At 71.3% G+C, this 26546-nt stretch carries 26 protein-coding genes, 1 tRNA gene and 1 pseudogene; 17 read left to right on the top strand and 11 right to left on the bottom strand.

What is annotated here, in order from left to right; genetic code table 11:
• The first annotated feature begins 121 nt into the window (after nucleotides 1-121).
• The 10 genes from AC0QU1_RS24600 to AC0QU1_RS24555 all read left to right on the top strand — a co-directional run bounded on the left by AC0QU1_RS24600 (nucleotide 122) and on the right by AC0QU1_RS24555 (nucleotide 9647).
• Complete coding sequence (locus AC0QU1_RS24600; protein ID WP_483573187.1) at nucleotides 122-1399, top strand: aspartate kinase; 1278 nt, start codon at nucleotides 122-124, stop codon at nucleotides 1397-1399.
• A gap of 1 nt (nucleotide 1400) precedes the next feature.
• Nucleotides 1401-2516 (top strand): aspartate-semialdehyde dehydrogenase, encoded by a 1116-nt coding sequence (locus tag AC0QU1_RS24595; protein ID WP_483573185.1) that lies wholly within the window; start codon nucleotides 1401-1403, stop codon nucleotides 2514-2516.
• Between the two features lie 202 nt (nucleotides 2517-2718).
• Entirely contained in the window at nucleotides 2719-3108 is a 390-nt protein-coding gene (locus AC0QU1_RS24590; protein WP_483573183.1) for a GntR family transcriptional regulator, read from the top strand.
• Entirely contained in the window at nucleotides 3108-4064 is a 957-nt protein-coding gene (locus AC0QU1_RS24585) for an ATP-binding cassette domain-containing protein (protein ID WP_483573181.1), read from the top strand. Before AC0QU1_RS24590 ends, AC0QU1_RS24585 begins: the two co-directional genes overlap by 1 nt.
• A complete protein-coding gene (locus tag AC0QU1_RS24580) occupies nucleotides 4061-4813 on the top strand; it encodes a hypothetical protein (RefSeq protein ID WP_483573179.1) in 753 nt (250 codons plus the stop codon). The genes AC0QU1_RS24585 and AC0QU1_RS24580 overlap by 4 nt, the downstream gene beginning before the upstream one ends.
• 55 nt (nucleotides 4814-4868) lie before the next feature.
• Nucleotides 4869-5873, top strand: coding sequence for an ABC transporter ATP-binding protein (locus tag AC0QU1_RS24575; protein ID WP_483573177.1), 1005 nt, complete (start codon nucleotides 4869-4871; stop codon nucleotides 5871-5873).
• Nucleotides 5870-6622: an ABC transporter permease gene (locus AC0QU1_RS24570; RefSeq protein WP_483573175.1), complete on the top strand. Its 753-nt coding sequence runs from the start codon at nucleotides 5870-5872 to the stop codon at nucleotides 6620-6622. The genes AC0QU1_RS24575 and AC0QU1_RS24570 overlap by 4 nt, the downstream gene beginning before the upstream one ends.
• A gap of 48 nt (nucleotides 6623-6670) precedes the next feature.
• Nucleotides 6671-7402 (top strand): glutamine amidotransferase, encoded by a 732-nt coding sequence (locus AC0QU1_RS24565; protein ID WP_483573173.1) that lies wholly within the window; start codon nucleotides 6671-6673, stop codon nucleotides 7400-7402.
• A gap of 310 nt (nucleotides 7403-7712) precedes the next feature.
• Entirely contained in the window at nucleotides 7713-8828 is a 1116-nt protein-coding gene (locus AC0QU1_RS24560) for a 3-deoxy-7-phosphoheptulonate synthase (protein WP_483573171.1), read from the top strand.
• Nucleotides 8829-9083: 255 nt separating this feature from the next.
• Nucleotides 9084-9647 carry a hypothetical protein gene (locus tag AC0QU1_RS24555; protein WP_483573169.1) on the top strand — a complete coding sequence of 188 codons (564 nt, stop codon included), beginning with the start codon at nucleotides 9084-9086 and terminating at the stop codon, nucleotides 9645-9647.
• A gap of 31 nt (nucleotides 9648-9678) precedes the next feature.
• On the opposite strand, the gene AC0QU1_RS24550 is transcribed toward AC0QU1_RS24555, so the two are convergent.
• From AC0QU1_RS24550 to sp36, 4 genes are all read right to left on the bottom strand, one after another.
• Complete coding sequence (locus AC0QU1_RS24550; protein WP_483573167.1) at nucleotides 9679-10914, bottom strand: NAD(P)/FAD-dependent oxidoreductase; 1236 nt, start codon at nucleotides 10912-10914, stop codon at nucleotides 9679-9681.
• Nucleotides 10915-11161: 247 nt separating this feature from the next.
• Nucleotides 11162-11238, bottom strand: a tRNA-Pro gene (locus tag AC0QU1_RS24545).
• A gap of 133 nt (nucleotides 11239-11371) precedes the next feature.
• Nucleotides 11372-11839 carry a RidA family protein gene (locus AC0QU1_RS24540; protein WP_483573165.1) on the bottom strand — a complete coding sequence of 156 codons (468 nt, stop codon included), beginning with the start codon at nucleotides 11837-11839 and terminating at the stop codon, nucleotides 11372-11374.
• Entirely contained in the window at nucleotides 11836-12003 is a 168-nt protein-coding gene (sp36, locus tag AC0QU1_RS24535) for a Sp36 family protein (RefSeq protein ID WP_020017885.1), read from the bottom strand. The genes AC0QU1_RS24540 and sp36 overlap by 4 nt, the downstream gene beginning before the upstream one ends.
• A gap of 109 nt (nucleotides 12004-12112) precedes the next feature.
• On the opposite strand from sp36, the gene AC0QU1_RS24530 reads away from it, so the two are divergent.
• Complete coding sequence (locus tag AC0QU1_RS24530) at nucleotides 12113-14548, top strand: transglycosylase domain-containing protein (RefSeq protein ID WP_483573163.1); 2436 nt, start codon at nucleotides 12113-12115, stop codon at nucleotides 14546-14548.
• Between the two features lie 5 nt (nucleotides 14549-14553).
• Complete coding sequence (locus AC0QU1_RS24525; protein WP_483573161.1) at nucleotides 14554-15492, top strand: metallophosphoesterase; 939 nt, start codon at nucleotides 14554-14556, stop codon at nucleotides 15490-15492.
• Between the two features lie 112 nt (nucleotides 15493-15604).
• On the opposite strand, the gene AC0QU1_RS24520 is transcribed toward AC0QU1_RS24525, so the two are convergent.
• From AC0QU1_RS24520 to AC0QU1_RS24505, 4 genes are all read right to left on the bottom strand, one after another.
• Nucleotides 15605-16282 carry a Crp/Fnr family transcriptional regulator gene (locus tag AC0QU1_RS24520; protein ID WP_483573159.1) on the bottom strand — a complete coding sequence of 226 codons (678 nt, stop codon included), beginning with the start codon at nucleotides 16280-16282 and terminating at the stop codon, nucleotides 15605-15607.
• A gap of 254 nt (nucleotides 16283-16536) precedes the next feature.
• The gene (locus tag AC0QU1_RS24515) at nucleotides 16537-17652 is read right to left on the bottom strand and encodes a bifunctional 2-methylcitrate synthase/citrate synthase (RefSeq protein ID WP_483573157.1); all 1116 of its coding nucleotides are present in this window, start codon (nucleotides 17650-17652) and stop codon (nucleotides 16537-16539) included.
• Nucleotides 17653-17681: 29 nt separating this feature from the next.
• Nucleotides 17682-18587, bottom strand: coding sequence for a methylisocitrate lyase (gene prpB / locus AC0QU1_RS24510; RefSeq protein ID WP_483573155.1), 906 nt, complete (start codon nucleotides 18585-18587; stop codon nucleotides 17682-17684).
• Nucleotides 18587-20140 (bottom strand): MmgE/PrpD family protein, encoded by a 1554-nt coding sequence (locus AC0QU1_RS24505; RefSeq protein ID WP_483573153.1) that lies wholly within the window; start codon nucleotides 20138-20140, stop codon nucleotides 18587-18589. The genes prpB and AC0QU1_RS24505 overlap by 1 nt, the downstream gene beginning before the upstream one ends.
• Nucleotides 20141-20466: 326 nt before the next feature.
• Between AC0QU1_RS24505 and nth the strand changes: the two genes are divergently transcribed.
• A complete protein-coding gene (nth, locus tag AC0QU1_RS24500; RefSeq protein WP_483576804.1) occupies nucleotides 20467-21177 on the top strand; it encodes an endonuclease III in 711 nt (236 codons plus the stop codon).
• Between the two features lie 105 nt (nucleotides 21178-21282).
• On the opposite strand, the gene AC0QU1_RS24495 is transcribed toward nth, so the two are convergent.
• Entirely contained in the window at nucleotides 21283-22230 is a 948-nt protein-coding gene (locus AC0QU1_RS24495) for an alpha/beta fold hydrolase (protein WP_483573151.1), read from the bottom strand.
• Between the two features lie 300 nt (nucleotides 22231-22530).
• A pseudogene (locus tag AC0QU1_RS24490) lies at nucleotides 22531-23220 on the bottom strand (winged helix-turn-helix transcriptional regulator); the annotation flags it as partial.
• Nucleotides 23221-23518: 298 nt separating this feature from the next.
• Here AC0QU1_RS24490 and AC0QU1_RS24485 point away from each other — a divergent pair.
• The 3 genes from AC0QU1_RS24485 to AC0QU1_RS24475 all read left to right on the top strand — a co-directional run bounded on the left by AC0QU1_RS24485 (nucleotide 23519) and on the right by AC0QU1_RS24475 (nucleotide 25211).
• Nucleotides 23519-24259 (top strand): hypothetical protein, encoded by a 741-nt coding sequence (locus tag AC0QU1_RS24485; RefSeq protein ID WP_483573149.1) that lies wholly within the window; start codon nucleotides 23519-23521, stop codon nucleotides 24257-24259.
• 65 nt (nucleotides 24260-24324) lie between these two features.
• Nucleotides 24325-24774, top strand: a complete 450-nt coding sequence (locus AC0QU1_RS24480) for a thioredoxin family protein (RefSeq protein ID WP_483573147.1) — start codon at nucleotides 24325-24327, stop codon at nucleotides 24772-24774.
• Complete coding sequence (locus tag AC0QU1_RS24475) at nucleotides 24771-25211, top strand: DUF4395 domain-containing protein (RefSeq protein WP_483573145.1); 441 nt, start codon at nucleotides 24771-24773, stop codon at nucleotides 25209-25211. Before AC0QU1_RS24480 ends, AC0QU1_RS24475 begins: the two co-directional genes overlap by 4 nt.
• A gap of 117 nt (nucleotides 25212-25328) precedes the next feature.
• Here the strand turns inward: AC0QU1_RS24475 and AC0QU1_RS24470 are convergent, their stop codons facing one another.
• Nucleotides 25329-25688, bottom strand: coding sequence for a DsrE family protein (locus AC0QU1_RS24470; RefSeq protein ID WP_483573143.1), 360 nt, complete (start codon nucleotides 25686-25688; stop codon nucleotides 25329-25331).
• A 152-nt stretch (nucleotides 25689-25840) separates the two neighbouring features.
• Here AC0QU1_RS24470 and AC0QU1_RS24465 point away from each other — a divergent pair, with 152 nt between their 5' ends.
• Entirely contained in the window at nucleotides 25841-26464 is a 624-nt protein-coding gene (locus AC0QU1_RS24465) for a heme-binding beta-barrel domain-containing protein (RefSeq protein WP_483573141.1), read from the top strand.
• Nucleotides 26465-26546 lie beyond the last annotated feature (82 nt).

Raw genomic sequence — 26546 nt, 5'->3', positions numbered from 1 at the left:
CCGTCCCGTACGGTGAACGGCACAACCGCCGCCGTGCCCGCCGTCGTACCATCAACCCGCACACCCAAGCACCCGGCGGACCGTTGAAAGAGACGGAGGCCGGCTACAGAAGGCAGGCAGCATGGCACTTGTCGTGCAGAAGTACGGCGGATCCTCGGTCGGGGACGCGCGCAGCGTGAAGCGCGTCGCCAAGCGGATCGCCGAGGCGAAGCGCGCGGGCAACGACGTGGTCGTGGTGGTGAGCGCCATGGGCGACACCACGGACGAGCTCCTCGACCTCGCCCAGCAGATCACCCCCCTCCCGCCGCAGCGGGAGCTCGACATCCTCCTCACCGCCGGCGAGCGCATCTCCATGGCGCTGCTCGCGATGGCCATCAACAACCTGGGCGTGAAGGCCAAGTCCTACACGGGCCAGCAGGCGGGCCTCATCACCGACGCGGTGCACGGCCGGGCGCGGATCGTCGACGTCGTGCCGCACCGCATCCGCGAGACCCTGAACAAGGGGCAGGTCGCCATCGTGGCCGGCTTCCAGGGCGTCACCGAGTCCACCAACGACGTCACCACCCTCGGCCGCGGCGGCTCCGACACCACCGCGGTGGCGCTCGCGGCCGGCCTGGACGCCGACGTCTGCGAGATCTACACCGACGTCGACGGCGTGTTCACGGCCGACCCGCGCATCGTCCCGGCGGCCCGCAAGATCGACCGGGTCTCCTACGAGGAGATGCTGGAGCTCGCGGCCTGCGGTGCCAAGGTGCTGGCGCTGCGCAGCGTGGAGTACGCGCGCCGGTACGGCGTGCCGGTGCACGTCCGCAGCTCGTTCAGCGCCCACGACGGCACGCGCGTGGTCGCGGCAGAGAAGAAGTCGAAGGAGAACGCCATGGAAGCCCCGATCATCTCCGGCGTCGCGCACGACCGGTCCGAGTCCAAGATCACCGTGATCGGCGTCCCGGACGTCCCGGGCATGGCCGCGCGCATCTTCGAGGTCGTCGCCGGCGCGGGCGCCAACATCGACATGATCGTGCAGAACGTGTCGGCGGCGGCCACGGGCCTCACCGACATCTCGTTCACGCTGCCGGACGGCGACGGCCCCGCCACCATGGCCGCCCTCACCGCCGTGCAGGGTGAGCTGGCGTTCGACTCGCTGCAGTTCGACGACCAGATCGGCAAGCTCTCGCTCGTGGGCGCCGGCATGAAGTCGCACCCCGGCGTCTCGGCGCGGCTGTTCGGCGCGCTGCGGGACGCGGGCATCAACATCGAGATGATCTCCACCTCGGAGATCCGGATCTCCGTGGTCACCCGCGCCGACTCGCTGGACGACGCGGTGCGCGCCGTGCACACCGCGTTCGAGCTCGACGCGTCCGACGGCGAGGCAGTCGTCTACGCGGGAACGGGGCGCTGACATGGTCACCATCGCAGACCAGGGCGTGCACCTCGCCGTCGTCGGCGCCACCGGGCAGGTGGGGGCCGTGATGCGCCGCCTGCTGGTCGAGCGGGACTTCCCCGTGGCGTCGATCCGGTTCTTCGCCTCGGCCCGTTCGGCGGGCACCACCCTCCCGTTCGCGGGGGTGGACGTCCCGGTGGAGGACGTCGCGGCGGCCCCGACCGCCGACCTCGCCGACCTCGACATCGCGCTCTTCTCGGCGGGCGCAGGCACGTCGCGCGAGCACGCGCCGCGGTTCGCCGAGGCGGGCGCGCTGGTGGTCGACAACTCGTCGGCGTGGCGGCGTGACCCGGAGGTCCCGCTCGTCGTCTCCGAGGTGAACCCGGACGCGATCACGAACGCGGTCAAGGGCATCATCGCCAACCCGAACTGCACCACGATGGCCGCGATGCCCGTGCTCTCGCCGCTGGCACGCGCGGCGGGGCTGGAGCGGCTCCGCGTGGCGACGTACCAGGCCGTGTCCGGCTCCGGCCTGGCCGGGGTGGACGAGCTGGCCGGACAGGTGCGCGCCGCCGTCGGCCAGGAGATCGAGGGCCTTGTGCACGACGGCGGGGCCGTCGACCTGCCCGATCCCAAGGTCTACGCGGCGCCCATCGCGTTCAACGTGCTGCCGCTCGCGGGCAACCTGGTCGACGACGGCTCGGGCGAGACCGACGAGGAGCAGAAGCTCCGCAACGAGTCCCGCAAGATCCTCGGCCTGCCCGACCTGGCCGTCGCCGGCACCTGCGTGCGGGTGCCCGTCTTCACCGGGCACTCGCTGTCGATCCACGCGGAGTTCGCGCGGCCCATCACGCCGGACGAGGCCCGCAGCCTGCTGGCCGACGCGCCCGGCGTCCAGCTCGCCGACGTCCCGAACCCGCTCGCGGCGGCCGGCGTCGACCCGTCCCTGGTGGGCCGCATCCGGCAGGACCAGTCCGTGCCGGACGGCCGGGGCCTGGTCATGTTCGTCAGCAACGACAACCTCCGCAAGGGTGCTGCGCTGAACACCATCCAGATCGCGGAGCTGATCGCGGCGGACCTCGCGGAGCTCGCCGTCCTGGACGCCGCGGAGGCGGCGGAGGCAAGAGAAGCCTGACCGGAGGCGGCCCACCAAGCCGCCAACCCACCGTTGACCATGCACTTGCTGCCAGGAACCCCACCATCCTGGCAGCAAGTGCATGGTCAACGTGCGTAAGGACCAGGCCCGCCCCTGTCGCGTTTCTCGAAACCACTTGCGCACGGCCCTGCATCCATGGTTCATTAGTCAAGTAACGAACCATCGAAGTCAGGACCGAGGCATGTTCGACGGACCCGAGCCCATCTACGTGCAGATCGCGACATGGATCCGCGCCCAGGTGCTCTCCGGCGAGCTCGGCGAGGAGGAGCAGGTCATGTCCACCACCCAGTTCGCGACCACCTTCCGGATCAACCCGGCGACGGCGGCCAAGGCCTTCTCCGGGCTCGTGGAGGAGGGCGTGCTCTACAAGCGCCGCGGCCTGGGCATGTTCGTCGCGCCCGGCGCCCGGCAACGGCTGCTCGCCGACCACCGGAAGCGCTACTTCGAAGAGGTGCTCGATCCCGCGCTGACCCAGGCGGACATCCTCGACATCCCCGTCGGCGACATCGTCGACTACGTGCTCGGCCGCACCCCCCGCTCCGGCGCGGGCGCCGCCAAGAAGGAGAAATGATGAGTATCGCCCCGTTCGGCGCGCGGCTGGACGACGTCGCCGTGCGCTACCGCTCCTCGTGGCGGATGACGCAGCAAGGCATGGTCTCGCGGGAGAAGGGCGGCGTGGCGCTCGACGGCGCGGGCTGCGCGTTCCCGGCCGGCGCCATCACGGGCCTGCTCGGCCGGAACGGCGCTGGCAAGACGACGATGCTCGGCCTGCTGGCCGGGCTCCGGCGGCCCAGCGCGGGAACGGTCCTGGTGGGCCCCGCCGGCCACGAGCAGGACCCGTGGGAGAACCCGGCGATCCTCTCCGGCGTGCAGCTCATCCGCGAGAGCGGCGACGTCCTGGCGGAGGAGAAGGTCAGCGCCACGCTCGACCACTACGCGCAGGTGCGGCCCGAGTGGGACGCGGACTACGCGGCGCGGCTGCTCGACCTGTTCGAGGTCGACCCCGCCAAGACCCCGTCGGCCCTCTCGCGCGGCAAGCGGTCGGCGCTCGGCGCGACGATCGGCCTGGCGTCGCGGGCCCCGCTGACCATCTTCGACGAGGTGTACCTCGGGATGGACGCACCGACGCGGTACGCGTTCTACGACGAGCTGCTCAAGGACTACGCGGACCACCCGCGCACGATCATCCTGTCCAGCCACCTCGTGGAGGAGACCGAGCGGCTCTTCGAGCACGTCGTGGTCGTCGACCGCGGGCGGGTGCTCCTCGCCGAGCCGGCCGAGGACATGCGGGGCAGGGGGACGAGCCTCACCGGGAACGCCGCCGTGGTCAACCGGCTCGCGTCCGGGCACCGGGTGCTGCACCGCCAGGAGCTCGGCCCCACCGTCATGGTCACGGTCGAGGGCTCCCTCACCCAGGCCGAGGAGGTCGAGGCCGCCGACACCCGGGTGGCGGTCGGCTCCGTCCCGCTCCAGGACCTCTTCGTCCATCTCACCAGCCGCACCGCACAGAAGGAGACCGAGCGATGAGCACCGCAGCCGAGCTGGAAGAGCGCGGGCGGCAGGCCCGCCGCGTGTCCGTGCGGGCGTCCGAGAAGATCTTCACCCGCGGGATGCTGTCCGTCGGTGTCTGGTTCTGGGTCTCGATCATCCTGGCCAGCATCGTGATCGCGGTCCTGCAGAGCCGGTTCAGCGACCTCGACGGCAGCACCCTGCAGTACACCATCGGCTCCGCGCGCTGGTTCGTGTTCACGATGGGCATGATCATCGCCGTCGCGACGCTGCCCCTCCACCTCGCCGCCGGGGGCACCCGGCGGTCGTTCGTGGACGGTCTGATCCGCAGCTCGGTGCTCGTCGGCCTCGCGAACGGACTCACCGTGGCCGTCCTGCTGCTGGCCGAGCAGCTCGTCTGGGGCGCGCTCGGCTGGGAGTGGCGGTTCGGCCAGGGACTCGTGCCCGAGGGCGGCCTCGCCGTCACCGCCGCGGGGGAGACACTCGTGATCGCCACCTACATCCTGGCCGGCGCGATGCTCCCGGCGGGCTTCGGGCGGCTGGGCGCGTGGGGCGGCAGCCTCTGGCTCCTGGCCATCGGAGCGATCGTCGTTTTCGTGGACTGGTCGGTGCACACCGGGTACATCTTCGGCTGGGACGCCCTCGCGGACGCCGGTACCGGGCGGACCCTCCTCGGCCTCGGCGGCGGCGTCCTGGCGGTCGCCGTGGCGGCCCTCGGCGTCGACCGCTTCTACCGCGACATGCCCCTGCGGCCGCTGCTCGTCTGAGCGCTACCGACCCCAAACCTTCCCCAGAACCAGTACCAGAGCAAGGAGAAGCACCGTGGCACACCCCCAGCTCGACCCCGGCTCTCCCGTCGTCGAGGTCAGCCACCTCCGCAAGACCTATCCGGGCGCCCGCCGCGCCGCCGCCCCCAAGACCGCGGTCGCCGACGTGTCCTTCGAGGTCGCGCGCGGCGAGATCTTCGGGATCCTCGGCCCCAACGGGGCCGGGAAGACCACCACCGTCGAGTGCCTCGCCGGGCTGCGGCACGCCGACGGCGGCACCGTCCGGGTCCTGGGGCACGACCCGCAGGCCGATCCGGCGTCGATCCGCGAGCACGTCGGCGTGCAGCTCCAGGAGGCCGCGCTGCACGACAAGATCACCGTCCGCGAGGCGCTCGACGTCTTCGGGTCGTTCTACACCCAGCGCGCGGACTCCGCCGAGCTCCTGGACCTGCTCGACCTGACCGCGCAACGCGACCAGCAGTTCGCCAAGCTGTCCGGCGGGCAGAAGCAGCGGCTGTCCATCGCCCTCGCGCTGGTGGGCAAGCCGCAGGTGGCCGTGCTCGACGAGCTCACCACGGGCCTCGACCCGGCCGCGCGGCGCGCGACCTGGAGCCTCGTCGAGCGCGTCCGGGACTCCGGGGTCACCGTCCTGCTGGTCACCCACTTCATGGACGAGGCCGAGCGGCTCTGCGACCGGCTCGTCGTGATCGACGGCGGCCGCGTGGTCGCCGAAGGCACGCCGTCGGCCCTGATCGAGGGGCTCGAGGGCGCGCGCGGCGTCCGGCTCCGGTTCGCCGACGACGGCGCCCGTGACCGCGCCACCGAGCTGCTCGCCGCCCTCGCGACCCGGGACGACGACGTCGCCGCCGTCGTCCCGACCGGGGACGAGATCGAGGTGACCGGTACGCGCAAGGTGCTGTTCGCCGTCGTGCGGGCGCTTGCGGACGCCGACGTGGTGCCGGACGACGTGCGCACCGTCGAGCGGACGCTGGAGGACGTGTTCGTGCAGGTCACCGGCCGTGCGTACCGCGCGGAGGAGAACGAGGAGGTGGCGGCATGAGCACCAAGCTGTTCCTGACCGAGCTCAAGGTGTGGCTGCGGGAGCCGACGGCGGTGTTCTTCGCGCTGATCTTCCCGAGCGTGCTGCTGCTCGGCCTCGGTCTGGCGATCCCGGCCTTCTCGGAGCCGATGACCGATGCCCCGCCGCCCTGGAACGAGGCGCCGGGGGTGACCAGCTACCTGCCCACCATCATCGCCCTCGCGGTGGGGACCATCGCGCTGACCACCATGCCCGTGCAGTTCGCGACCTTCCGGGAGAAGGGCATCCTGAAGCGCCTGTCGACCACGCCGATGCCGCCGCAGAACCTGGTCTCCGCGCACCTGGTGATCAACGTGCTCGCGCTGATCGTGTCGGCCGGCGCGGCGGTGGTGGGCGGCATGCTGGTGCTCGGGGTGCCGTTCGCGGCGGACCCCCTGGTCGTGCTGCTGGTCCTCGTGCTCTCGACGACCGCCATGTTCTCGCTCGGGCTGCTCGTCGCCGCCCGGGCCGAGAAGGCCTCGTCGGCGTCCGGCATCGGCATGCTGATCTACTTCCCGTCCCTGATGTTCTCCGGGGTGTGGGTGCCGCTGTCGATCATGCCGGACTGGATGCAGGACATCGGCCTCTACCTGCCGCTCGGCGCGGCCGCCCAGGGGCTGACCGCCGGCTGGTTCGGCACGGAGGGGTTCCCGATGGCGCAGGTGCTCGTGCTGGTGGGATGGACGGTGGTGCTCTTCCCGCTCGGGGTGCGGCTGTTCCGCTGGCAGTGATCACAGGTACCCGTTCCCGCGGCGGGCCGTCTCTTCTACGCTCTTGTCATGAAGCCGTTTCTGCTGCTCGCCACGCGGGCAGAGGACATAGCTGCCGACGGCGAGTACGAGGCGTTCCGCCGGTACGGGGGCCTCGGACCGGGGGAGCTGCACCGAGTACGCCTCGAACGCGACCCGCTGCCGCCGGTGAACCTCGACGACTACTCGGGGGTCGTCGTCGGCGGCGGGCCGTTCAACTCTTCGGACCTCCCGGAGCGGAAGAGCCCCGCGCAGCGGCGCGTCGAGGCGGAGCTCGCCGCGCTGCTCGACGAGATAGTGGCTCGTGACTTCCCGTTCCTCGGCGCGTGCTACGGCGTCGGCACCCTGGGCGCGCACCAGGGCGCGGTGATCGACGGGACGTACGCGGAGCCGCCGGGTCCGGTCATCGTGGAGCTGACGCCGGACGCGGCGGCGGATCCGCTGCTCGCGGGTCTGCCGCAGACCTTCGCGGCGTACGTCGGGCACAAGGAGGCCGTGCGCAAGCTGCCCGACCACGCGGTGCTGCTGGCCTCGTCGGCCGACTGCCCGGTGCAGATGTTCCGGATCAAGCAGAACCTGTACGCCACGCAGTTCCACCCCGAGCTGGACGTCGTGGGGATCGAGCAGCGGATCGCCGTCTACCGCGACTTCGGCTACTTCCCGCCCGAGGAGGCGGAGCTGGTGCGCGACCGGTGCGTGGCGGTGACGGTCACCGAGCCGATGCGGATCATGCGGGCGTTCGTGGAGCGTTACGCGCGGTAGCGGCTCCGTGGCCGCTCGGCCGTGGTCGTGGGCTGTGACCGACCGCATCATGGGAACCGGTGGACAGCGGGCGGGGCTGAGGCTACCGTTCTGGCCGTGGACATCCGTTGGTATTGGCGCTTTACGTCGGCTCCTGGTGGAGCCCGGCGGGCGAGCGCCTGACCAACTTTCCACCCGGAGCCAGGGCCTGGGACGCCGATCGCGTCCAGGCCCTTCGTCTTTGCCAGACGGGCCGCTCCGGACCAGGAGTCGGTGGCGGGCCGTCCGGTTCCTCGAACCCCCGACCCGCCGACCAGGAGCCCCGATTCCGATGAGCATCACCCCTGCGGAACCCAGCACCGAGGCGACAGACCTCGGTACCCGCACCTCCGACCTGCGCATCCGCGCCCTCGACCCGCTGCCGGCCCCGCGCAGCCTGCTGGAGTCCATGCCGCTCGGCACGGCCCGCAGCGACCTCGTCACGACGTCCCGCCGCGAGGTGCGCGACGTCCTGACCGGCGAGGACGACCGCCTGCTGACGATCGTCGGCCCGTGCTCCGTGCACGACCCGGCCGCCGCCCTCGAGTACGCCGCACGGCTCGCCATGCTCCGGCGCGAGCTGTCCGACGACCTCGTCGTCGTGATGCGGGTGTACTTCGAGAAGCCGCGCACGACCGTGGGCTGGAAGGGCCTCATCAACGACCCGCACCTGGACGGTTCGCACGACGTGCGGCACGGCCTGCGGCTGGCCCGCGAGGTGCTGCTCGGCGTGCTCGACGCCGGCGTGCCCGCCGCCGCCGAGTTCCTGGAGCCGACCAGCCCTCAGTACGTCGCGGACGCCGTGACCTGGGGCGCCATCGGCGCACGCAACGTCGAGTCGCAGGTGCACCGCCAGCTCGCCTCCGGCCTGTCCATGCCGGTCGGGTTCAAGAACGCGACTGACGGCGACGTGCAGGTCGCCGTGGACGGCTGCATCACCGCCGCGAGCGAGCACACCTTCTTCGGGGCCGACGCCGAGGGCCGCGCGGCCGCCGTCGAGACCACCGGCAACCCGGACTGCCACGTGATCCTGCGCGGCGGGCGCTCCGGCCCCAACTACTCGGCAGAGGACGTCGCGGCCGCCCTGCGCGTGGCGCGCACCTCCGGGCTGGGCGGCGCCGTCGAGAACGGCGTGATCGTGGACGCGAGCCACGGCAACTCGGGCAAGGACCACGTGCGCCAGGCCGGTGTGGTGCACGAGATCGCCAACCGCATCGCCGACGGCGAGCACGGCATCACGGGCCTCATGATGGAGAGCTTCCTGGTGGCCGGCGCGCAGAAGCCGGGCCCGCTGTCGGAGCTCACCTACGGCCAGTCGGTCACGGACAAGTGCATGGACTGGGACACCACCGAGGACCTGCTGCGCGAGCTGGCGAAGGCTGTGCGGGAACGGCGCGGCTCGCGCTGATCTGGCGGCTCGCGCTGATCTGGCTCGGCCAGGTCCGCTTCCACCACGCGATCACGCACGGTTTCGGCGCCGGAACCGTGCGTGATCGCGTGGTGGAGGCGGACCTTGTTACGTCAGCTAGGCGAGGTGCCTGATTCACCCGGCCTTTCGTGGACGGTCGGCGCGGGCCGAACCTAGCCTTCCCCACATGACCAGCGTCGCAGGGGTGGAGTCGGCGGAGGCCGGGAGGCCGCGGGCACGAGAGTCATCCGGATCGTGGGCATCGTCGTGGTCGCCGCGCTGGTCGCGGGCGTGGTCGGCTGGCAGATCGCGGCGCGTAGCGCGACGGTGGAGGTGGGTTCGGCCAGGGCGGGCGCTGGTATGAGCCTCCCGGCCTGCCTTCCGGACAACGGCTTCTGGATGCTGTTCGACGGGGACAGGGACGTCGTAGCGGTGCAGACGGTGCGCAACCCGTCGCAGTGGCCGGTCACCGTGATCAGCACGGATCCCGAGGTGTACCGGTTCGAGGCGATGGCCGACGACTTCCGGGACGACTATCTGTTCGACGCCGACCCGGCCCATGGCGCGCCAGACGCCAGCGAGACGTTCGACCGTGTGGTCGTTCCGCCGCGCCGCGAGGCGACCATGTGGATCGTCAACCCGCAGGGCGATGTACCCATGGCTGACGGGTGGCGCATGTTTGATGGCGCACCCCTGCGGATGCGCTCGCTCGGTGTCGAGCGCGAGGTCTTCGTGCCCTACCACGGGACGCTCTATGTGGGTGGTCCGATGGACAGCGACCGCCTCGACAAGGCCCTGGAGGAGGCCTGCCGGGGCTGAGCGCCCCCGCAGACGCTGCCTGTCTCACCGTTCAGCCGACGAAGCCGCTCAGCTCCTCGCGGGAGACCTTGCGCCGAGACCTGATCAGCTCCTCGACGCGTTCCATCTGTTCCCACACGTTCACGGCCATCCCGGCGGCGACCTGGCCCTCGACCAGCCAGAACGCCACGAACTCCCGCTTGCCGGGATCGCCGGAGACGACGACGTCGTCGTACCCGCCGGGAACGTCGACCCAGCCGGTGTACTCCATGCCGACGTCGTACTGGTCGCTGTAGAAGTACGGCAGCCTGTCGTACGTGGCGGTGGCGCCGAGCATCGCGCGGCCGGCGTGACCGCCGGTGTTCTCGGCGGTCGCCCAGTGCTCCACCCGCAGCGGCCGCCCGTAGTGCGGCGAGGGGATGCTCGCCACGTCGCCCGCGGCGAAGACGTCGGGGTGCGATGTCGCGAGGGTTCCGTCCACGACGATCCCGCCGCCCAGCTCCGCCGGCCGCAGGTCGAGTCCGGCGACCTCCGCGAGGCCGACGTTCGGGGCGGCGCCCACGCCGATCACCACGACGTCGGCCCCGAGATGGGTGCCGTCCGACAGGTCGACGCCGGTGACCCGGCCGTCCGCACCCCGTAGCCGCGTGACGGTGCTGCGGCTCAGGAGGCGGACGCCGTGCTCGGCGTGCACCCCCGCGTAGAAGTCGCCCATCTCGGGCCCGAGCACGCGCCCCAGCGGGTGCGACCCGCGGCCCACCACGGTGACGTCCAGGCCGAGGGTCCGGGCCGACGCCGCGACCTCGAGCCCGATCCACCCGTCACCGACCACCACGACCCGGCCGACTCCTTCGAGAGACGCTTCGAGCAGCACGCTGGAGATGCGGTCGGAGTCGTCGAGGGTGCGCAGGTAGTGCACGCCCGCGAGATCGGTCCCGGCGACCCCCAGCGGCCGCGGCGTGGAGCCGGGCGCGAGGAGGAGCTTCGCGAAGGGGAGCGTGGCGCCGTCGGACAGGGTGAGGCTGTGCTCCGCCGGGTCGAGCCCGACCACCGTCTCGTTGGTGCGAACGGTGACCGCATGTGTGCTGTACCAGGCCTCGTCCAGTGGGAAGACGGCGTCGCGCGCCGCCTCGCCCCGCAGGTAGTCCTTGCTCAGGGGCGGCCGTTCGTAGGGGTGGTGGGGTTCGCTGGTGACGACCACGACCTCACCGTCGAAGCCCTCGCTGCGCAGGGCTTCCGCGGCGCGCGCTGTCGTCAGGCCGCCACCGACCAGAACGAACGGATTCATAGGACGCCTCCTGGCTATCGGGTAGGCGGCCAGTCTTTCACCTGAGGCGGGAAGGCCGAGTCAGGACGGGCGTTCCAGGAGGGGCTGTTCTGGCCTCGCAGGCGTCGCCGAGGGCTACGGGTTGGCGGGTTCTGGTGGTGAAGCGCTGTCCCTCAACCAGTCCCTCATGGAGCCATCTAGGCACAGGGTCTAGTCAAGAAAAGACCCTCCGACTCAGCGTTTCTGCTGGTCAGAGGGTCTTTTCACGTGGTCGGGGTGACAGGATTTGAACCTGCGACCTCTTCGTCCCGAACGAAGCGCGCTACCAAGCTGCGCCACACCCCGATGGAGCCCACCGCGCCCCGGGCGCGAAGCCCTTCCGCGGAAGCCTGCTCAGAATAGCCGACGCACGGCCCGGAACGGAAACCGAATCCGGAGTGGGTCCGGTCACGCCCCGTCCCGGGCCGGCGTGCGGGCGTCAGGCCAGCTCGACGACGAGTTCCACCTCGACCGGCGAGTCCAGTGGAAGGACGGCCACGCCGACGGCGGACCGGGCGTGCAGGCCGGCGTCGCCGAAGATCTCACCGAGCACCGTCGAGGCCCCGTTGATCACGCCCGGCTGGCCGGTGAAGGACGGGTCGCTCGCGACGAAGCCGACCACCTTGACGATGCGGGAGATTGAGTCGAGGGATCCGGTGACCGACCGGACGGCGGCCAGCGCGTTGAGGGCGCACGTGCGGGCGTAGCCCGCTGCGTCGTCGGGAGAGATCAGGCCCTCACCTTCGCCGACCTTGCCGGTGGCCGGCAGCACGCCCTCGCTGAAGGGGAGCTGGCCGGAGGTGTAGACGTAGCGGCCGGTCTGCACGGCCGGCACGTAGGCAGCGACCGGGGCCGCCACCTCGGGGAGCTTGATGCCCAGCTCGGCGAGGCGCTGCTCGTGGCTCATGCGTCACCGCCCGTTGGGCGCTTCAGGTAGGCGACGAGCCCGGTGCCGTCGGGCCCGGGTACCACCTGCACGAGCTCCCAGCCGTCCGAGCCCCACTGGTCGAGGATCGCCTTGGTGTTGTGAATGAGGAGGGGGATCGTCGCGTACTCCCACTTGGTCGCCATGGCGTCGATGCTAGCCCGCGATCGGCGACGGCGATTGCGCACGAGACCTGCACACCGGGGGCGCCGGTTTCGGCGTGCTCTGTCAGGGTCACCCCGTAACCTTGGGCCCATGGCCATGGCGAACCCTCGCGAGCCGCGCCGGATCACCCGAACCATTCCTGCGGCTCAGCTCATCGGACTCCTGCTCGCATTCGTGCTGACCGCGGGTGCAGGCGGCGTGATCGCCGCTGGGCTGGTGATCCCGCTGGCCTCGGGCATCGACACCACCGTGGACACAGGTGTCGAGGTCTTCGAGGAGGTGCCGGCGGAGCTGGTTCCGGGCCCGCTGTCCGAGCAGTCGGTGATCTACGCGAGCGACAACAAGACCAAGCTGGCCACGTTCTACGCGCAGAACCGCATCGTGGTCCCGCTCGACAAGGTGTCGCAGCACATGAAGGACGCCGTGATCGCCATCGAGGACGAGCGCTTCTACTCGCACGGCGGCGTGGACCCTGAGGGCATCACGCGTGCGGCGGTCAGCAATTTCGGCGGCGGTGACACGCAGGGTGCGTCGACGCTGAGCCAGCAGTACGTGAAGAACGTGCTCATCGAGGAGGCCGACCGCGAGGGCGACACGTTCGGCATCCTGGAGGCCCGCGAGGATTCGCTCACTCGAAAGCTCCGCGAGGCGAAGCTCGCGATCGCCATCGAGAAGGAGATGTCCAAGGACGAGATCCTCCAGGGCTACCTGAACATCGCGCAGTTCGGCACGAGCGTGTACGGCGTGGAGACGGCGTCCCAGCACTACTTCAACAAGTCCGCCAGCGAGCTGTCGATCGTCGAGGCGGCGACGATCGCTGGGATCACCAAGGCGCCGAGCCAGTTCGACCCGGTGGCCAACCCCGACGACGCCGTGGTCCGTCGCGACCTGGTGATCGGCAAGATGTGGCAGCTCGGCTACATCTCCACCGCGGAGCGGGACGAGGCGATGGCGACCAAGCTGTCGGACACCCTGGACGTCCAGCCGATCGAGGTCGGGTGCGACGCCGCCGCCGGTGCTGCCTTCTTCTGCGACTACGTCATCAAGGAGATCATGGGCAGCCCCGAGTTCGGGGAGACCAGGGAGGACCGTTACGACCTCCTGTACCGCGGTGGTCTGCGGATCCGCACCACGCTGGACCTGAAGATGCAGAAGGCCGCGGAGGAGACGATCGTCGACGCGGTCCCGGCGGACAACCCGTACGACCTCGAGGCCGCCGTCACGTCGGTCGAGCCGGGCACCGGGCGGATCAAGGCGATGGCGCAGAACATTCCGTACGACGCGCGGGCCGAGTCGGCGCCGCGGACGACGGCGCAGAACTACTCGGCCGACTACGTGCACGGGAACTCGCGAGGGTTCCAGGTGGGATCGAACTTCAAGCCGTTCGTGCTGGCCGAGTGGCTGCGCAGCGGGCATCAGCTCAACGACCAGCTCAGCGCCGGCGGCTTCTCGGCCTACGAGACGGACTTCCGGGCCGACGGCTGCGTCCACGCCTTCACGCACCAGCCGTGGAGCGTGTCGAACGTCGAGGGGTCCACGGGCGGCACGGTGAGCGTGCTCCAGGGCACCTTCCAGTCGCTGAACACGACCTACGCCCGGATGTCGCAGCAGCTCGACCTCTGCGACGTGCAGAAGACGGCGTGGGACGTCGGCTTCCGGCCGATGACGTCGGGTCTGACGCACGACGGCAAGCCGACCTTCCGGACCATCGACAACCCGCAGCAGCGCGACATCGACGTGCTCGCGTCGATGACGCTCGGCACGCAGGCCTCGACGCCGCTCAACCAGGCGTCGGCGTACGCGACGTTCGCCTCGGGCGGCACCTACTGCGACCCGGTGGCGATCCTCGAGGTCAAGGACCGCAACGGCAAAGACATGAAGGTTCCGTCCGCCAACTGCAAGCAGACGCTCGAGCCCAACGTCGCCAACACCGTCGCCTATGCGATGACCAAGGTCTTCGACACCAGCCCGTGGGGCACTGCGTGGGCACTCAGCCCGGGGCTCGAGGACGGACGTCCGGTGGCTGGCAAGACTGGTACCACCAACGAGGCGATGCAGAGCTGGTTCACCGGTTACACCCCCAACCTCTCCACGTCGGTGTGGGTGGGCGAGGCCAGCGGCAACGTGCCGCACATGAACATGTATCTGCCGTCGATGAGCTGGTACAACGAGTCGGCCAAGGCTGGCCCGATGTACGGCGGTACCATCGCCGCGCCGGCGTGGCGCCGTTACATGGACCAGGCGGTCGTCGATCTGCCGGTGGTGAGCTTCCCGGATCCGGACCCGAACCTCGTCGGCAGGGCCCCGACCCCGCCGCGGCCGACCAACGGCGACAACGAGGGCGGTGACAACGGCGGCGAAGAGGGCGGCAACGGCGGAGGCGATACCGGCGGTGGTGGCGGTTCCGAAGGCGGGGACGGCGAGGGCGACTCCGACGGCGGCATCACGATCGGCGACGGCAACTTCGGGGATGGCAACTTCGGTGGCGGCGGCGACAACCGCGGCGGCGGGAACGGGAACGGCTGATCCGGATGGGAACGCTGGGTAACGTCGGCAAGGCGCTCGGGATCGCCGGGGGCATCGCCGTCGCCGGGCTGGCCTACGCACACCTGGAGACCAAGCTCTTCCGCGTGCGGCGGGTGACCGTGCCGGTGCTGCCTTCCGGGCAGCGGCCGATCCGGATCCTCCACATCTCGGATCTGCACCTCACGCCGAGCCAGCGCACCAAGCAGGCCTGGGTGCGGTCGCTCGCCGGGCTCGAACCCGATCTCGTGATCAACACGGGCGACAACTTCGGGCACGTGAAGGCGCTCGCTCCGCTCCTGGACGTCCTGGGCCAGCTCATGGACGTGCCCGGCGCGTTCGTGATGGGCTCGAACGACTACTACGCGCCGACGTTCAAGAACCCGGCCCGGTACCTCCTCCCGGACGCGCGGGTGGAGCGCGAGGACAAGGTGCCGCTGCCCGTGGAGTCGCTCGCCAAGGCGTTCACCGAGGCCGGCTGGGTGGACCTGGACAATCACCGGGGCCTCGTGGAGCTGCGGGACGGCCGCACGGTCGGGCTGGTCGGCATGGACGATCCGCACCTGGAGCTCGACATCATGCCCGAGCCCGGCCGGGTGCCTGGCGAGGAGGACGCGGTGCTGCGCCTCGGCGTCGTGCACGCGCCGTACCAGCGGGTGCTGAACCAGCTCAAGGACGACGGCGTGGACGTGATCATCGCGGGCCACACGCACGGCGGGCAGCTCTGCCTGCCGTACTACGGGGCGCTCGTGACGAACTGCGACCTGGACCGGGGCCGGGCGTCCGGCCTGCACGGCTGGCCTGGTCCTCGCCCCGACCGCGACGGCGGCGAGGACTCGACCTGGCTGCACGTCTCTGCGGGCGCAGGGACCTCGCCGTACACGCAGGTCCGCTTCGCGTGCCGCCCGGAGGCGACACTGATGACGCTGACGGCGCGCACTACCTAGCTAGTGGCGGCCGCGCGGGTAGGCGTGATCGGTAAAAGGTCAGGTGATCGGCACCTCGGAATGCCGATCACCTGACCTTTTACCGATCACACGCCACCGCGCCTGCTACAGCTCAGCGCGCCCGGCGCTCCAGGCGGTCCATGTCCAGCAGCACGACGGCGCGGCCCTCGCGGCGGACCCAACCGCGGGTCGCGAAGTCGGCCAGGGCCTTGTTCACCGTCTCGCGGCTCGCGCCGACGAGCTGCGCCAGCTCCTCCTGCGTGAGGTCGTGCGCCACGCGGATGCCGTCGTCGTTGGGCTCGCCGAAGCGGGTGGACAGGTCCAGCAGCGCCTTGGCCACGCGGCCCGGGACGTCGGAGAAGACGAGGTCCGCCAGCGTCTCGTTGGTGCGGCGCAGCCGGCGCGCGAGTGCGCCGAGGAGCTGGGTCGCGACGCCGGGGTGGTCGGCGATCCACTTCACGAGCGACTCGTGCCGCAGCTCGTAGACCACGGAGTCCGACACGGACGAGGCCGACGCGGTGCGGGGGCCCGGGTCGAACAGGGAGAGCTCGCCGAACATCTCGCCCGGGCCCAGGATCGACAGCAGGTTCTCGCGGCCGTCGCTCGACCGGCGCCCCAGCTTGATCTTGCCCTGCGCGATGACATACAGCCGGTCGCCCGGTTCGCCCTCGCGGAAGAGCACGTCACCCCGCACCAGCTCCACGGGCACCATGGACTCGAAGAGCGCGCGTGTCTCCTCGCCTTCCATGTCCGCGAAGAGGGGGGCAGAGAGTACGACTTCGTCGTCCACCAGCGGTGTCCTCACGTGTCGGGGACTTTCGTCCATCAGCCTTTTCCACCTCTCAGTCTGCCTCAATGTCACGAGATTGCCGGGTCATCGGTCTCTCTCGTGGCGTCCGCGCGGCGTGCGGCCCGACAGGATCGTCCGCATGGTGCGGAATATCGGCTTTGCCCGGCGTAGTAGGACGCCCGTCCATAAATCCTAGGGGTGCCACCTGGGAGTGGGGAACGGGCGTCCTACGTATCGCGCAGTCCCGCTGTCGATCAGGGGACTTCGCGCTGCTCCGGTCCGACGTACTCGCACACCGGGCGGATCAGCGAGTTGTCGGCGCGCTGTTCCATGATGTGCGCCGTCCACCCGGTGATGCGGGAGGCCACGAACAGCGGCGTGAAGATGTTCGTGTCGAACCCGATCAGGTGGTACGCCGGGCCGGCCGGGTAGTCGAGGTTCGGCTTGATGTTCTTGCGGCTCACCATGGCGTTCTCAAGGGTGTCGTACAGGGCGATCACCTCGGTGTCGCCGTAGTGCTCGGCGAGGTCGCCGAGCACGGCGCGCATGGTCGGCACCCGGGAGTCGCCGTTCTTGTAGACCCGGTGGCCGAAGCCCATGATCTTCTTCTTGTTCGCCAGCGCGTCCTCGAGCCACGCCTCGGCCTTGTCGGCCGAGCCGATCTCCTCGAACGTCGCCTGCACGGCCTCGTTCGCGCCGCCGTGCAGCGGGCCCTTGAGGGCGCCGATGGCGCCCGTGACGGCCGAGTGCAGGTCGGCGAGCGTCGAGGTGATGACGCGCGCGGTGAACGTGGACGCGTTGAACGAGTGCTCCGCGTACAGCACCATCGAGGCCTCGAAGGCCTGCACGACGGCGGGCTCCTTCTCCTCGCCGAACGTCATCCACAGGAAGTTCGCGGAGTAGCCGAGGTCCTCGCGCGGGTGCACGAGCTCCTGGCCGCGCCGGCGGCGCTGGTCCAGCGCGACGACGGCGGGCAGGACCGCCCACAGCCGCAGCGCCTTGGCGAGCTCCGCCTCGGGCGACGAGTCCTCGGCCTGCGGGTCGTGCGCGCCCAGGATCGACACGGCGGTGCGGCACACGTCCATGGGGTGGCAGTCGGTGGGCAGCTCGAGGATCGCGTCGCGGATGTTGTCCGGCAGCTCGCGGTGGACCCGCTCGGTCGCCGTCTGCTCCGCGAGCTGCGCCGGCGTCGGCAGGTCGCCGTGCCACAGCAGGTAGGCGACCTCCTCGAACGTCTTCTTCGCGGCCAGCTCCTGCACCGGGTAGCCCCGGTACAGCAGCGAGTTGGTCTCGGGGTTGACCTTCGAGATCGCCGAGGTGTCGGCGACCACTCCGGCCAGACCCTTGCGGATCTCAGTGGTCTCGGTCATGGCACTCCTTCGTGTGGAGACCCTGTCAGTCAGGGGGTGTAGGTGAAGACGTTCGAGTCGAAGTGGTTGTAGGCCGCGTAGTCGATGAGCTCGTAGAGCCGCGCGCGGGTCTGCATCTGGGGCACCAGGTCCGCCTGGGTGCCCGACGCCGCGATCTGGTCCAGCGCCCGCTCCGCCGCCCCCATCGCGATGCGCAGCAGGGTCACGGGATAGATCACGAGCTGCGCTCCGGCGTCGTGCAGCTGGGTGGTGGTGAAGAGCTCGGACTTGCCGAACTCGGTCATGTTGGCCAGGACCGGCACGTCGAGGGCAGAGGCGACGGCCTCGAACTCTGCGAGGTCGCGCATGGCCTCGGGGAAGATCGCGTCCGCCCCGGCGTCGGCCAGGGCCTTGGCGCGGTCGATCGCGAGCTTCAGGCCGCGCTCGCCCGGCTCCGTGCCGCGCACGTCCGTGCGCGCCATGATGAGGAAGTCGGGGTCCCGGCGGCCGTCGACGGCGGCCCGGATGCGCCGGACGGCGTCGCCCAGCTCGACCACCTCCTTGCCGTCGAGGTGGCCGCAGCGCTTGGGGTTGACCTGGTCCTCGATGTGGATGCCGGCCACGCCGGCGTCCTCCATGGTCTGGACGGTGCGGGCCACGTTCATGGGTTCGCCGAAACCGGTGTCGGCGTCGGCGAGCACGGGCAGGTCGGTGACGCGGGCGATCTGCGCGGCGCGGCCGGCCACCTCGGTGAGGGTCGTGAGGCCGATGTCGGGGAGGCCGAGGTCGGCCGACAGGACGGCGCCCGAGACGTAGACGCCCTCGAACCCCTTGTCCTGGATCAGCGCGGCGCTCAGCGGGTTGAACGCTCCCGGGAGCCGCAGGAGGTCCGGCCCGGCGAGGGCCTCGCGGAACGCGCGGCGCTTCGCCGCGGGGGTGAGCTGCGAGTAGAGCATCAGGCCTGCCCCTGTCCGGCCTCTGCGGCGCCGAGCTCGAAGAGCCCGGCCGGGGCCTTGACCGTGTCCAGCACCCCGGGCGCCGCGACGATCGTGAGCTCGCGGACCTCCTCGGCCGTGAGCTCGGGCAGCCGCTCGGCCAGGCCGAGGAAGCGCTCGGTCTCGGCGTCCGTCAGGACGCCCGCGGCCAGCGTGCGGAACTTGGCGACGTAGTTCGCACGGGCGAACGGGCGGGCGCCCAGCGGGTGGGCGTCGGCGACGGCGATCTCGCGGGTCACCGTCCGGCCGTCCGTGAGGGTGATCTCGACGCGGCCACCGAATGCCTTCTCCGCCGGGTCGGTCGAGTGGTAGCGGCGCGTCCACTCCGGGTCCTCGGCCGTGGCGACCTTGCGCCACAGCTCGACGGTGTCGGGGCGCTGGGCCCGCTCCGGGGCGTAGGAGTCCACGTGGTGCCAGCCGGCGTCCTGCAGCGCGACCGTGAAGATGTAGGGGACCGAGTGGTCGAGCGTCTCGCGCGACGCCGTCGGGTCGTACTTCTGCGGGTCGTTCGCGCCCGAGCCGATGACGTAGTGCGTGTGGTGGCTCGTGTGCAGCACGATGCGCTGGACGTTCGCGGGGTCGCGCAGCTCCGGGTGCTCGTTGCCCAGCGCGCGGGCCATGTCGATGATCGCCTGCGCCTGGTACTCCGCGGAGTGCTCCTTGGTGTACGTGTCGAGGATGCCCGTGCGCGGCTCCCCGGCGGTCGGCAGCACGACGTCGTAGGCGGCGTCGGGGCCGTCGAGGAGCCAGGCGACCACGCCATCCTCACCCTCGTAGATGGGCTCGGGGGAGGTCTGGCCGCGCATTGCACGGTCCACGGCCTCCACGGCCTGCTTTCCGGCGAACGCCGGGGCGTGCGCCTTCCACGTGGAGATCTGGCCCTTGCGGCTCTGCCGCGTGGCCGTGGTGGTGTGCAGGGCCTGGCCGATCGCCTGGAACACCGTCTCGGTGTCCAGCCCGAGCAGCGTGCCGATGCCGGCCGCCGCGGACGGGCCGAGGTGCGCCACATGGTCGATCTTGTGCTTGTGCAGGCTGATCGCGCGAACCAGGTCCACCTGGATCTCGTAGCCCGTCACGATGCCTCGGACCAGCTCGGCGCCCGTGCGGCCGGCGTGCTGCGCGACGGCGAGGACCGGCGGGATGTTGTCGCCGGGGTGGGAGTACTCGGCCGCGAGGAAGGTGTCGTGGAAGTCGAGCTCGCGGACGGCGACGCCGTTGGCCCACGCCGCCCACTCGGGGCTGCTCGTCGCGCCGGGCGCGAGGCCGAAGACGGTGGCGCCGGGTGTGTACGGGTGCGCCTGGGCCTGCGAGCGGGCGGCGACGGCGGGCCCGCGCGTGAGGCTGGCCGCTGCGACGGCGGCGTTGTCGATCACGCGGTTGATCACCATGTCGGTGACCTCTGCGGTGGGTTCGACCGGATCGGTGGCGAGCTCCGCGAGCTTCCACGCGAGCTGGTCGGTGCGCTTCAGCGGTTCTGCGGACGGGTAGACGCGGAGGTGGTGCGTATACGGCATGGTGACTCTTCCTCGATTCACTCCAATTGCGCCTCGACCTTCTCATACTCCGCGTCCTAGGTACACGGGCTCAACCCGGCGGTCCCTGCTTCCAGGCCGCCAACCTATCGACGGGGTCTGACACCCGCGCCCCGCCCGGCGGCCGGATGTCAGTGACGGTCGTTAGTGTGGCGGGCGTGACAACAGCCAGGGAGCGTGACCCCGGGTCCGGATCCGGGGTCGAGTCAGAATCCGAGTCAGAATCCGCGTCGAGATCCGAGTCAAAGTCCGCGGCCACGAAGAAGGCCGCCAAGAAGAAGGACGCGCCCGAGAGCCGGGTCGCCCTCGTGCGCCGGGCGCGCCGCATCAACCGTGAGCTCGCGGCGACCTATCCGGACGCCAGGGCCGAGCTGGACTTCACGACGCCGCTGGAGCTGCTGATCGCGACGGTGCTCAGCGCGCAGACCACCGACGTCCGCGTCAACCAGACCACGCCGGAGCTGTTCGTGATGTACCCGAACGCCCAGGCGTACGCCGAGGCGAACCCGGAAGAGCTGGAGGAGATCCTGCGGCCGCTCGGCTTCTTCCGGGCCAAGGCGCGCGCCGTGATCGGCCTGGGCAAGGCGCTGGTCGAGCGGTTCGACGGCGAGGTGCCGGGCCGGCTCAAGGACCTGGTGACTCTGCCCGGCGTCGGCCGCAAGACGGCGAACGTGGTGCTCGGCAACGCATTCGGCGTCCCGGGAATCACCGTGGACACGCACTTCGGACGGCTGGCGCGCCGGCTCCGCTTCACCGCGGAGGAGGATCCGGTGAAGGTCGAGGCCGAGGTGGGGGAGCTGTTCCCGAAGAAGGACTGGACGATGCTCAGCCACCACCTCGTGTGGCACGGGCGCCGGGTGTGCCTGTCGCGTACCCCGGCGTGCGGGGCGTGCAGCATCGCGCACCTGTGCCCGTCGTACGGGGCGGGCGAGACGGATCCTGACAAGGCGGCGAAGCTGGTGCGCCCGGCGCCGGAGCGTTCGGCCCTGGCGGGCCTGCCCCTCGTCGCGCCGAAGTAGGCGGCACCGAAGTAGCCCGCGCCCACGCAACCATGCCCGAGCAACCGCGGCCGAGCGACCGCGCCGGAGCGACCGCGGCCGAGCGACCGCGCCCGAGCGACGGCTTTACGCGCGCACGGCCGCCACGCGGGACAGCCAGTTCAGCAGGATCTCGTTCACCCTGTCCGGGGCCTCCTCCGGTAGGAAGTGGCCGGCCCCCGGGATGAGCTCGTAGCGCAGGTCGGGGGCGACGGCGACGGCCTCGATGTCGGCGCGCTCGGCGCGTACGAAGCCGTCCCGGCCGCCCTGGAGCTGCAGCGCGGGAACGCTGAGCGGACGGCGCAGCGCGGCACCGAACCGGCGCCCGTCGGCCCGGGGCGTCGACCGGACCACCCAGCGCAGGGCCTCCGCGGCGGAGTGCGCGGCGAACGGGATGCGCATGACGGTCCGGTACATCTCGGCGACGTCGTCGGGCGGCGGGGAGGCCGCGCCCAGCGCGAGGGTGCGGTCCACGAGGTCGCCCTGGGTGAGTGCGCGCTCGGGCAGCGTCGGTACCTGGAGGTACGCGAGCTCGCGCAGGGCGGCCGTGGTGAAGGCGGCCCCGCTGCGCAGGCGCACCCGGGCCGGGTGCGGGCTGGCCAGGACGGCGACGGCGGTCGCCGTCTCGGGGTGGAGCGCCGCGACCGCCCAGGCGAGCGTGCCGCCCGTGCCATGTCCCACCACGACGGCACGTTCGCGCCCCAGGGACCGTACGACGCCGGCGACGTCGGCGGCCCGCGTCGGCAGCGCGTAGCCCGACGGCGGCTTGTCCGACCCGCCAACGCCGCGCACGTCCATCGCGGCGACGCGGTAGCCGGCGTCGGCAAGGGCGGGGATCTGGGCGCGCCACGCCCACCAGAACTGGGGGTACCCGTGCAGCAGGATCACGAGGGGCGCGGAGCGGCTCTCGGGGCCCGCCACCGCCACGTGGAAGCGTGAGCCGCCCGACGAGACGAACTCGTGCCGCCATGGTCCCTCGACGAGGGCGCACGTGTAGTCGCTGGTGACGGTCGGTCGGGCCGAGAGTGCGGTCACAGGTAGAACCTACGCGCTCGCTGCGCCGTCTGCGCGACGCCTCGTTCTACCCGGCCCGAGCGACGCTCAGAGTCCGGTTTGTGCGACCCGTCGTCCCGCAGGCCCCGCGTTGGGGTCGGTGGTCGGCTGCACGTCCGACGTCGTCGTGGTGGCGGGCCCGTTCGGGTTCATGCCACTGCCCGTCGAGCCGACGCTCGACGGGCGACCGCTCGTCGCGCCGTCACCCGGCGCGCTGCCGCCCGGCGAAACGCCCGCCGCAGGGACGCCCGCAGCCGAGACATCCGCCGGGGCGGACACGTCGTCGGCCGGGCGCTGCTCCTTGGGCGGGTCGAACCGGTAGCCGACGTTGCGGACCGTGCCGATGAGCTGCTCGTGCTCGGGGCCGAGCTTGGCGCGCAGGCGCCGCACGTGGACGTCGACGGTGCGTGTGCCCCCGTAGTAGTCGTAGCCCCAGACCTCCTGCAGGAGCTGGGCGCGCGTGAACACGCGGCCCGGGTGCTGCACCAGGTACTTGAGGAGCTCGAACTCCTTGTACGTGAGGTCGATGGGGCGGCCGCGGAGCCGGGCGGTGTACCCGCCGGCGTCGATCGCGAGCTCGCCGGCCGAGATCTCCTGCTGCGACTCCTCGGCGGGGCCCCGCGCCGAGCGCTCGACCACGAGGCGGAGGCGGGCTTCGACCTCGGCGGGCGAGGCGGACTCCAGCAGCAGGTCATCGGCCCCCCACTCGTGGGTCACGACCGTGAGGCCGCCCTCGGTGAGGATCAGCACGAGGGGCACCGTGAGGCCGGTGGCGTGCAGCAGCCGGCACGTGGTGCGGGCCGCGACGAGGTCGCGCCGGGCGTCCAGCAGGACGACGTCCGCGTCCGGGGCATCAACGAGCGCCGAGGGCTCCATCGGGAGCACCCGCACCCGGTGGGACAGCAGTCCCAGTGCGGGCAGTACCTCGGCCGACCCGCCGGTGGCGGGCGTGAGGATCAACAGCTCTGCCATTGACGCACCTCCTCTCGGAACCGGCGTCCTGCTACCGTCCCTGGCTCGGGTCTCGCGGAAACGAGACGTCCCGTCGCGTCCAACTGGCTCTGCGGAAGTCTGCCCTGTTGCTTGTTGCGTGCATGTTACACGCCCTTTTCCTGAGTACCACCAGGCTGGTCAGGACCCGTGACGTTCGCATGACGCGAGTGTTGCTCACCTCGCTCGGTCCGTGAACATGCGGGCCGAGGCGCCTGAATATGGCGCCTGAGGCGCTGCGATGCAAGGAACGCGGACACTCTCTGGAAAACTCTGGTTCGTGTCCGTCTCCACCCGCGCCGTGACGACCGCTGCGCTCGCGGCCCTCGTCGCCGCCGCGTCGTACGTCCAGCCCCGGCCCCTGCCCCTCGCCGGGGCCGCGGTGGTCCTGGTGGTCCTCATCGCGATGGGCTGGCCCTCGCTGCTGCGGCTGCCCGCACCGGGCAGCACGCGGGTGGTCGTGGCGCTCTGCGGGGCCGGCGGTGCGGCCGCCACGTATTTCACCCAGGGTGAGCCCGTGCTGCGGCACCTGCCGATCGTGCTGGCCGGCGCGGTGGTGCTCGCCTTCATCGCGCAGATGCTGCGCCGCGACGGGCGGCCCCAGCTCACCGAGTCGGTGTCGGGCACCGTGGCGGGCGTCGTCGCGGCCATCGCCACCGCCGGCTGGATCGCCGCCGCCCGGTCCGACGCCGGTGCCGCGCTCGTGGTGACGAGTGCCGTCGCGCTCGCCGTGGCCGCCGCGGTGTCGGCGCTGCCGGTGCGCGGCTGGGTGGCGCTCGGACTCTCCGCCGTCGCCGCCGTGGTGGTGGGCGGCGCCGCCGGGACGCTGCTGCCGAACATCGACACCGTGAGCGGCCTCTGGTGCGGGCTCGTGGCCGGCATCGTCGTGGGCGCGCTGCACCTGCTGCTGGAGCGGCTGCCGGCGCGTCGCGCGCGTCTGGCTGGGCTCTCGGCGAGCGCGCTGCCGGTCGCGGTGTGCGGCATCTTCGTGTTCGTCGTAGGCCGGATGGTCATCCTGTGAGACGAACGGCCTTTATTGCAGGTGAAGACTTGTCTGGACGAGGTGGGCACGGCATCGTGGGCTAAATGTTGGGACAGGTGATAGCGCTCGTCGTGCTCGTGCTGGGCACAGCGGCACTCGGCGTGTGGTGGTCGGCGCGGCAGGGCGCCGTGCGCGCACCCCGGGAGACGTCGGCCGGCATCGACTGGGCCGCCTCGGGGATCGCCCTCGCGGAGCAGGTGACGTTCGTGCAGTTCTCGGCCGAGGTGTGTGCCGCGTGCCGCTCGACGTCGCGGGTGCTCGGCGGGCTGACGGCGTCGGGCTCCGGCGTCGGGCACCGTGAGGTGCTCGTGGACGATCACCTCGACCTCGTGCGCACTCTTGGCGTGCTGCGGACGCCGACAGTGCTCGTGGTCGACGGCGGCGGGCGCGAGGTCGCCCGCATGAGCGGCGTGGTGTCCGACACCCAGGCGCGGCAGGCGCTGAGCCGGGTCCCGACGGTGCTGGCCGAAGTGGACGGGGAGGGGCAGTCATGACTGTGAGCAAGGGGATCGACCCGCGCGGGCCGCGCGTCGGGGCTGGGATCACGGCGGTGCTGCTGGCATCGGTCGTGCTGCTCGGTGCGAGCACTCCGGGGCTGTGGCTGCTGACGTTCATCATGCTGAGCTTCCTGCTCGGCACGCTGCGCGGCGCCGAGGGCTCGTGGCAGGGCATGCTGTTCAAGAGGTTCGTCCGGCCGCGGCTGAGCCCGCCCGCGGAGCTGGAGGACCGCCGTCCGCCGCGCTTCGCGCAGGGTGTCGGCCTCTTCGTCACCGCCGTCGGCGTGATCCTCGGGTTCTCCGGGGTGCTCCTCGCGGTGCCCATCGCGGCGGCCGTCGCGTTCGTCGCGGCGGCGCTCAACGCCGTGATCGGCCTGTGCCTCGGGTGCGAGCTGTACCTGCTGATGCGGCGGTCGGGCCTGGTCCGGGCCTGAGCGCGGCCGGGCAGGAGCACGCAGGAGCACGCAGGAGCACGCAGGAGCACGGCCCGACAGGCGCACGGCCCAGGGAGAAAACGCGTCCCGGCGGCGCGCCCGGCCCGGCAGAGAGACTCAGTAGACCAGCGCCTGAGCGCCGTCCCGCAAGATCTCCTCGGTGAACAGGGCCGAGCCCGCGATGCGGACGCCCGGCAGCACGTCGTCCTCCGTGATGCCGCGCCGCGCCGCGCACTGGGTGCACAGCGTGACGGTCCCGGCGGACAGGATCACGTCGAGCAGGTCGGGCAGGGGCGTCGCGTGCTCGAGCACGAGCTCGGCGGCCCGGCCCGGCAGCGCGAACCAGGCCGACTCGCCGGTGAGCCAGAGGCTGACCTCGGCTCCGGACGCGACCGCCGCAGCGGCGACGGTGAATGCCTGGTTGGTGGCCTCCGGCCGGTCCAGGCCTGCAGTGGTCTTGATCACGAGCTGGCGCATGCCGCTGACTGTAAGCCGTGGACGGTTAGGATCGGCACCATGTCGATCCACGCCCTTGAGCTCATCTTCACCGGCCTCATCGTCGCCGTAGCGGTGGCGGTCGCCTGGTTCGCCGGCTACGTCGTCTACAAGCTGTACGCCGGCCAGCGCTGATGACGTTCACCTTCCCTGAGGGCCTCTCGCCCGAGATCTACCCCCTGGCGTGGCTCGTGGGCCGGTGGCGCGGTGAGGGTGTGATCGAGTACCCCGGCATCGGCAAGAAGACGTTCGTCCAGGAGCTGGTCTTCGACCACGACGGCGGCCCGTACCTGCGGTTCGAGTCCACGCTGCGCGTGCTGGAGGACGTCGTCCCCGACAAGCTGCCCGCCGACGGCGAGTGGCCGGCCCCCGTGCCGGACCCGACCGAGTCGGAGGCGGAGACCCCCGCCACCGCCGGGCCGGCCGACGTCGCGGAGGCCGGCACCGTCTGGTCCACCGAGACCGGCTACTGGCGGGTGTCCACGGACCGCCCCGACGGCCTGGAGGACAACAAGCACGCGCTCGAGGTGCTCGTTGCCGACGCCTCCGGGCGCGTCACCGTCTACATCGGCGCGGCGGGCAACGGGCGGATCGACCTGGCCTCCGACGCCATCGCGCGGACGTCGACGGCGTCCGAGGTGCGGGCCTCGAAGCGGCTGTACGGCCTGGTCCAGGGCCGCCTGCTGTGGGTGGAGGAGCTCGCCGCGTTCGGCGAGCCGCTGCGCTCGTACGCGTCGGCGGAGCTGGACCGGCAGTAGGTCCGGGCGACCGCCCGCTCGGACACGGAGCCCCGACACGGAGCCCCGACACGAAACGTGGACACGGAGCGCAGGCGGGAAT

It is taken from the genome of Promicromonospora noduliphila (genome assembly GCF_056951025.1).
Note: the sequence above shows the minus strand (reverse complement) of the source record. Positions and strands in the feature narration are given on the sequence as shown.

Excerpts from the sequence above, each read along its gene's own strand:
- AC0QU1_RS24600 (WP_483573187.1), top strand. The coding sequence starts at position 122 with ATGGCACTTGTCGTGCAGAAGTACGGCGGATCCTCGGTCGGGGACGCG.
- AC0QU1_RS24595 (WP_483573185.1), top strand. The coding sequence starts at position 1,401 with ATGGTCACCATCGCAGACCAGGGCGTGCACCTCGCCGTCGTCGGCGCC.
- AC0QU1_RS24590 (WP_483573183.1), top strand. The coding sequence starts at position 2,719 with ATGTTCGACGGACCCGAGCCCATCTACGTGCAGATCGCGACATGGATC.
- AC0QU1_RS24585 (WP_483573181.1), top strand. The coding sequence starts at position 3,108 with ATGAGTATCGCCCCGTTCGGCGCGCGGCTGGACGACGTCGCCGTGCGC.
- AC0QU1_RS24580 (WP_483573179.1), top strand. The coding sequence starts at position 4,061 with ATGAGCACCGCAGCCGAGCTGGAAGAGCGCGGGCGGCAGGCCCGCCGC.
- AC0QU1_RS24570 (WP_483573175.1), top strand. The coding sequence starts at position 5,870 with ATGAGCACCAAGCTGTTCCTGACCGAGCTCAAGGTGTGGCTGCGGGAG.
- AC0QU1_RS24565 (WP_483573173.1), top strand. The coding sequence starts at position 6,671 with ATGAAGCCGTTTCTGCTGCTCGCCACGCGGGCAGAGGACATAGCTGCC.
- AC0QU1_RS24560 (WP_483573171.1), top strand. The coding sequence starts at position 7,713 with ATGAGCATCACCCCTGCGGAACCCAGCACCGAGGCGACAGACCTCGGT.
- AC0QU1_RS24550 (WP_483573167.1), bottom strand. The coding sequence starts at position 10,914 with ATGAATCCGTTCGTTCTGGTCGGTGGCGGCCTGACGACAGCGCGCGCC.
- AC0QU1_RS24540 (WP_483573165.1), bottom strand. The coding sequence starts at position 11,839 with ATGAGCCACGAGCAGCGCCTCGCCGAGCTGGGCATCAAGCTCCCCGAG.
- sp36 (WP_020017885.1), bottom strand. The coding sequence starts at position 12,003 with ATGGCGACCAAGTGGGAGTACGCGACGATCCCCCTCCTCATTCACAAC.
- AC0QU1_RS24530 (WP_483573163.1), top strand. The coding sequence starts at position 12,113 with ATGGCCATGGCGAACCCTCGCGAGCCGCGCCGGATCACCCGAACCATT.
- AC0QU1_RS24525 (WP_483573161.1), top strand. The coding sequence starts at position 14,554 with ATGGGAACGCTGGGTAACGTCGGCAAGGCGCTCGGGATCGCCGGGGGC.
- AC0QU1_RS24515 (WP_483573157.1), bottom strand. The coding sequence starts at position 17,652 with ATGACCGAGACCACTGAGATCCGCAAGGGTCTGGCCGGAGTGGTCGCC.
- prpB (WP_483573155.1), bottom strand. The coding sequence starts at position 18,587 with ATGCTCTACTCGCAGCTCACCCCCGCGGCGAAGCGCCGCGCGTTCCGC.
- AC0QU1_RS24505 (WP_483573153.1), bottom strand. The coding sequence starts at position 20,140 with ATGCCGTATACGCACCACCTCCGCGTCTACCCGTCCGCAGAACCGCTG.
- AC0QU1_RS24480 (WP_483573147.1), top strand. The coding sequence starts at position 24,325 with ATGTTGGGACAGGTGATAGCGCTCGTCGTGCTCGTGCTGGGCACAGCG.
- AC0QU1_RS24475 (WP_483573145.1), top strand. The coding sequence starts at position 24,771 with ATGACTGTGAGCAAGGGGATCGACCCGCGCGGGCCGCGCGTCGGGGCT.
- AC0QU1_RS24470 (WP_483573143.1), bottom strand. The coding sequence starts at position 25,688 with ATGCGCCAGCTCGTGATCAAGACCACTGCAGGCCTGGACCGGCCGGAG.
- AC0QU1_RS24465 (WP_483573141.1), top strand. The coding sequence starts at position 25,841 with ATGACGTTCACCTTCCCTGAGGGCCTCTCGCCCGAGATCTACCCCCTG.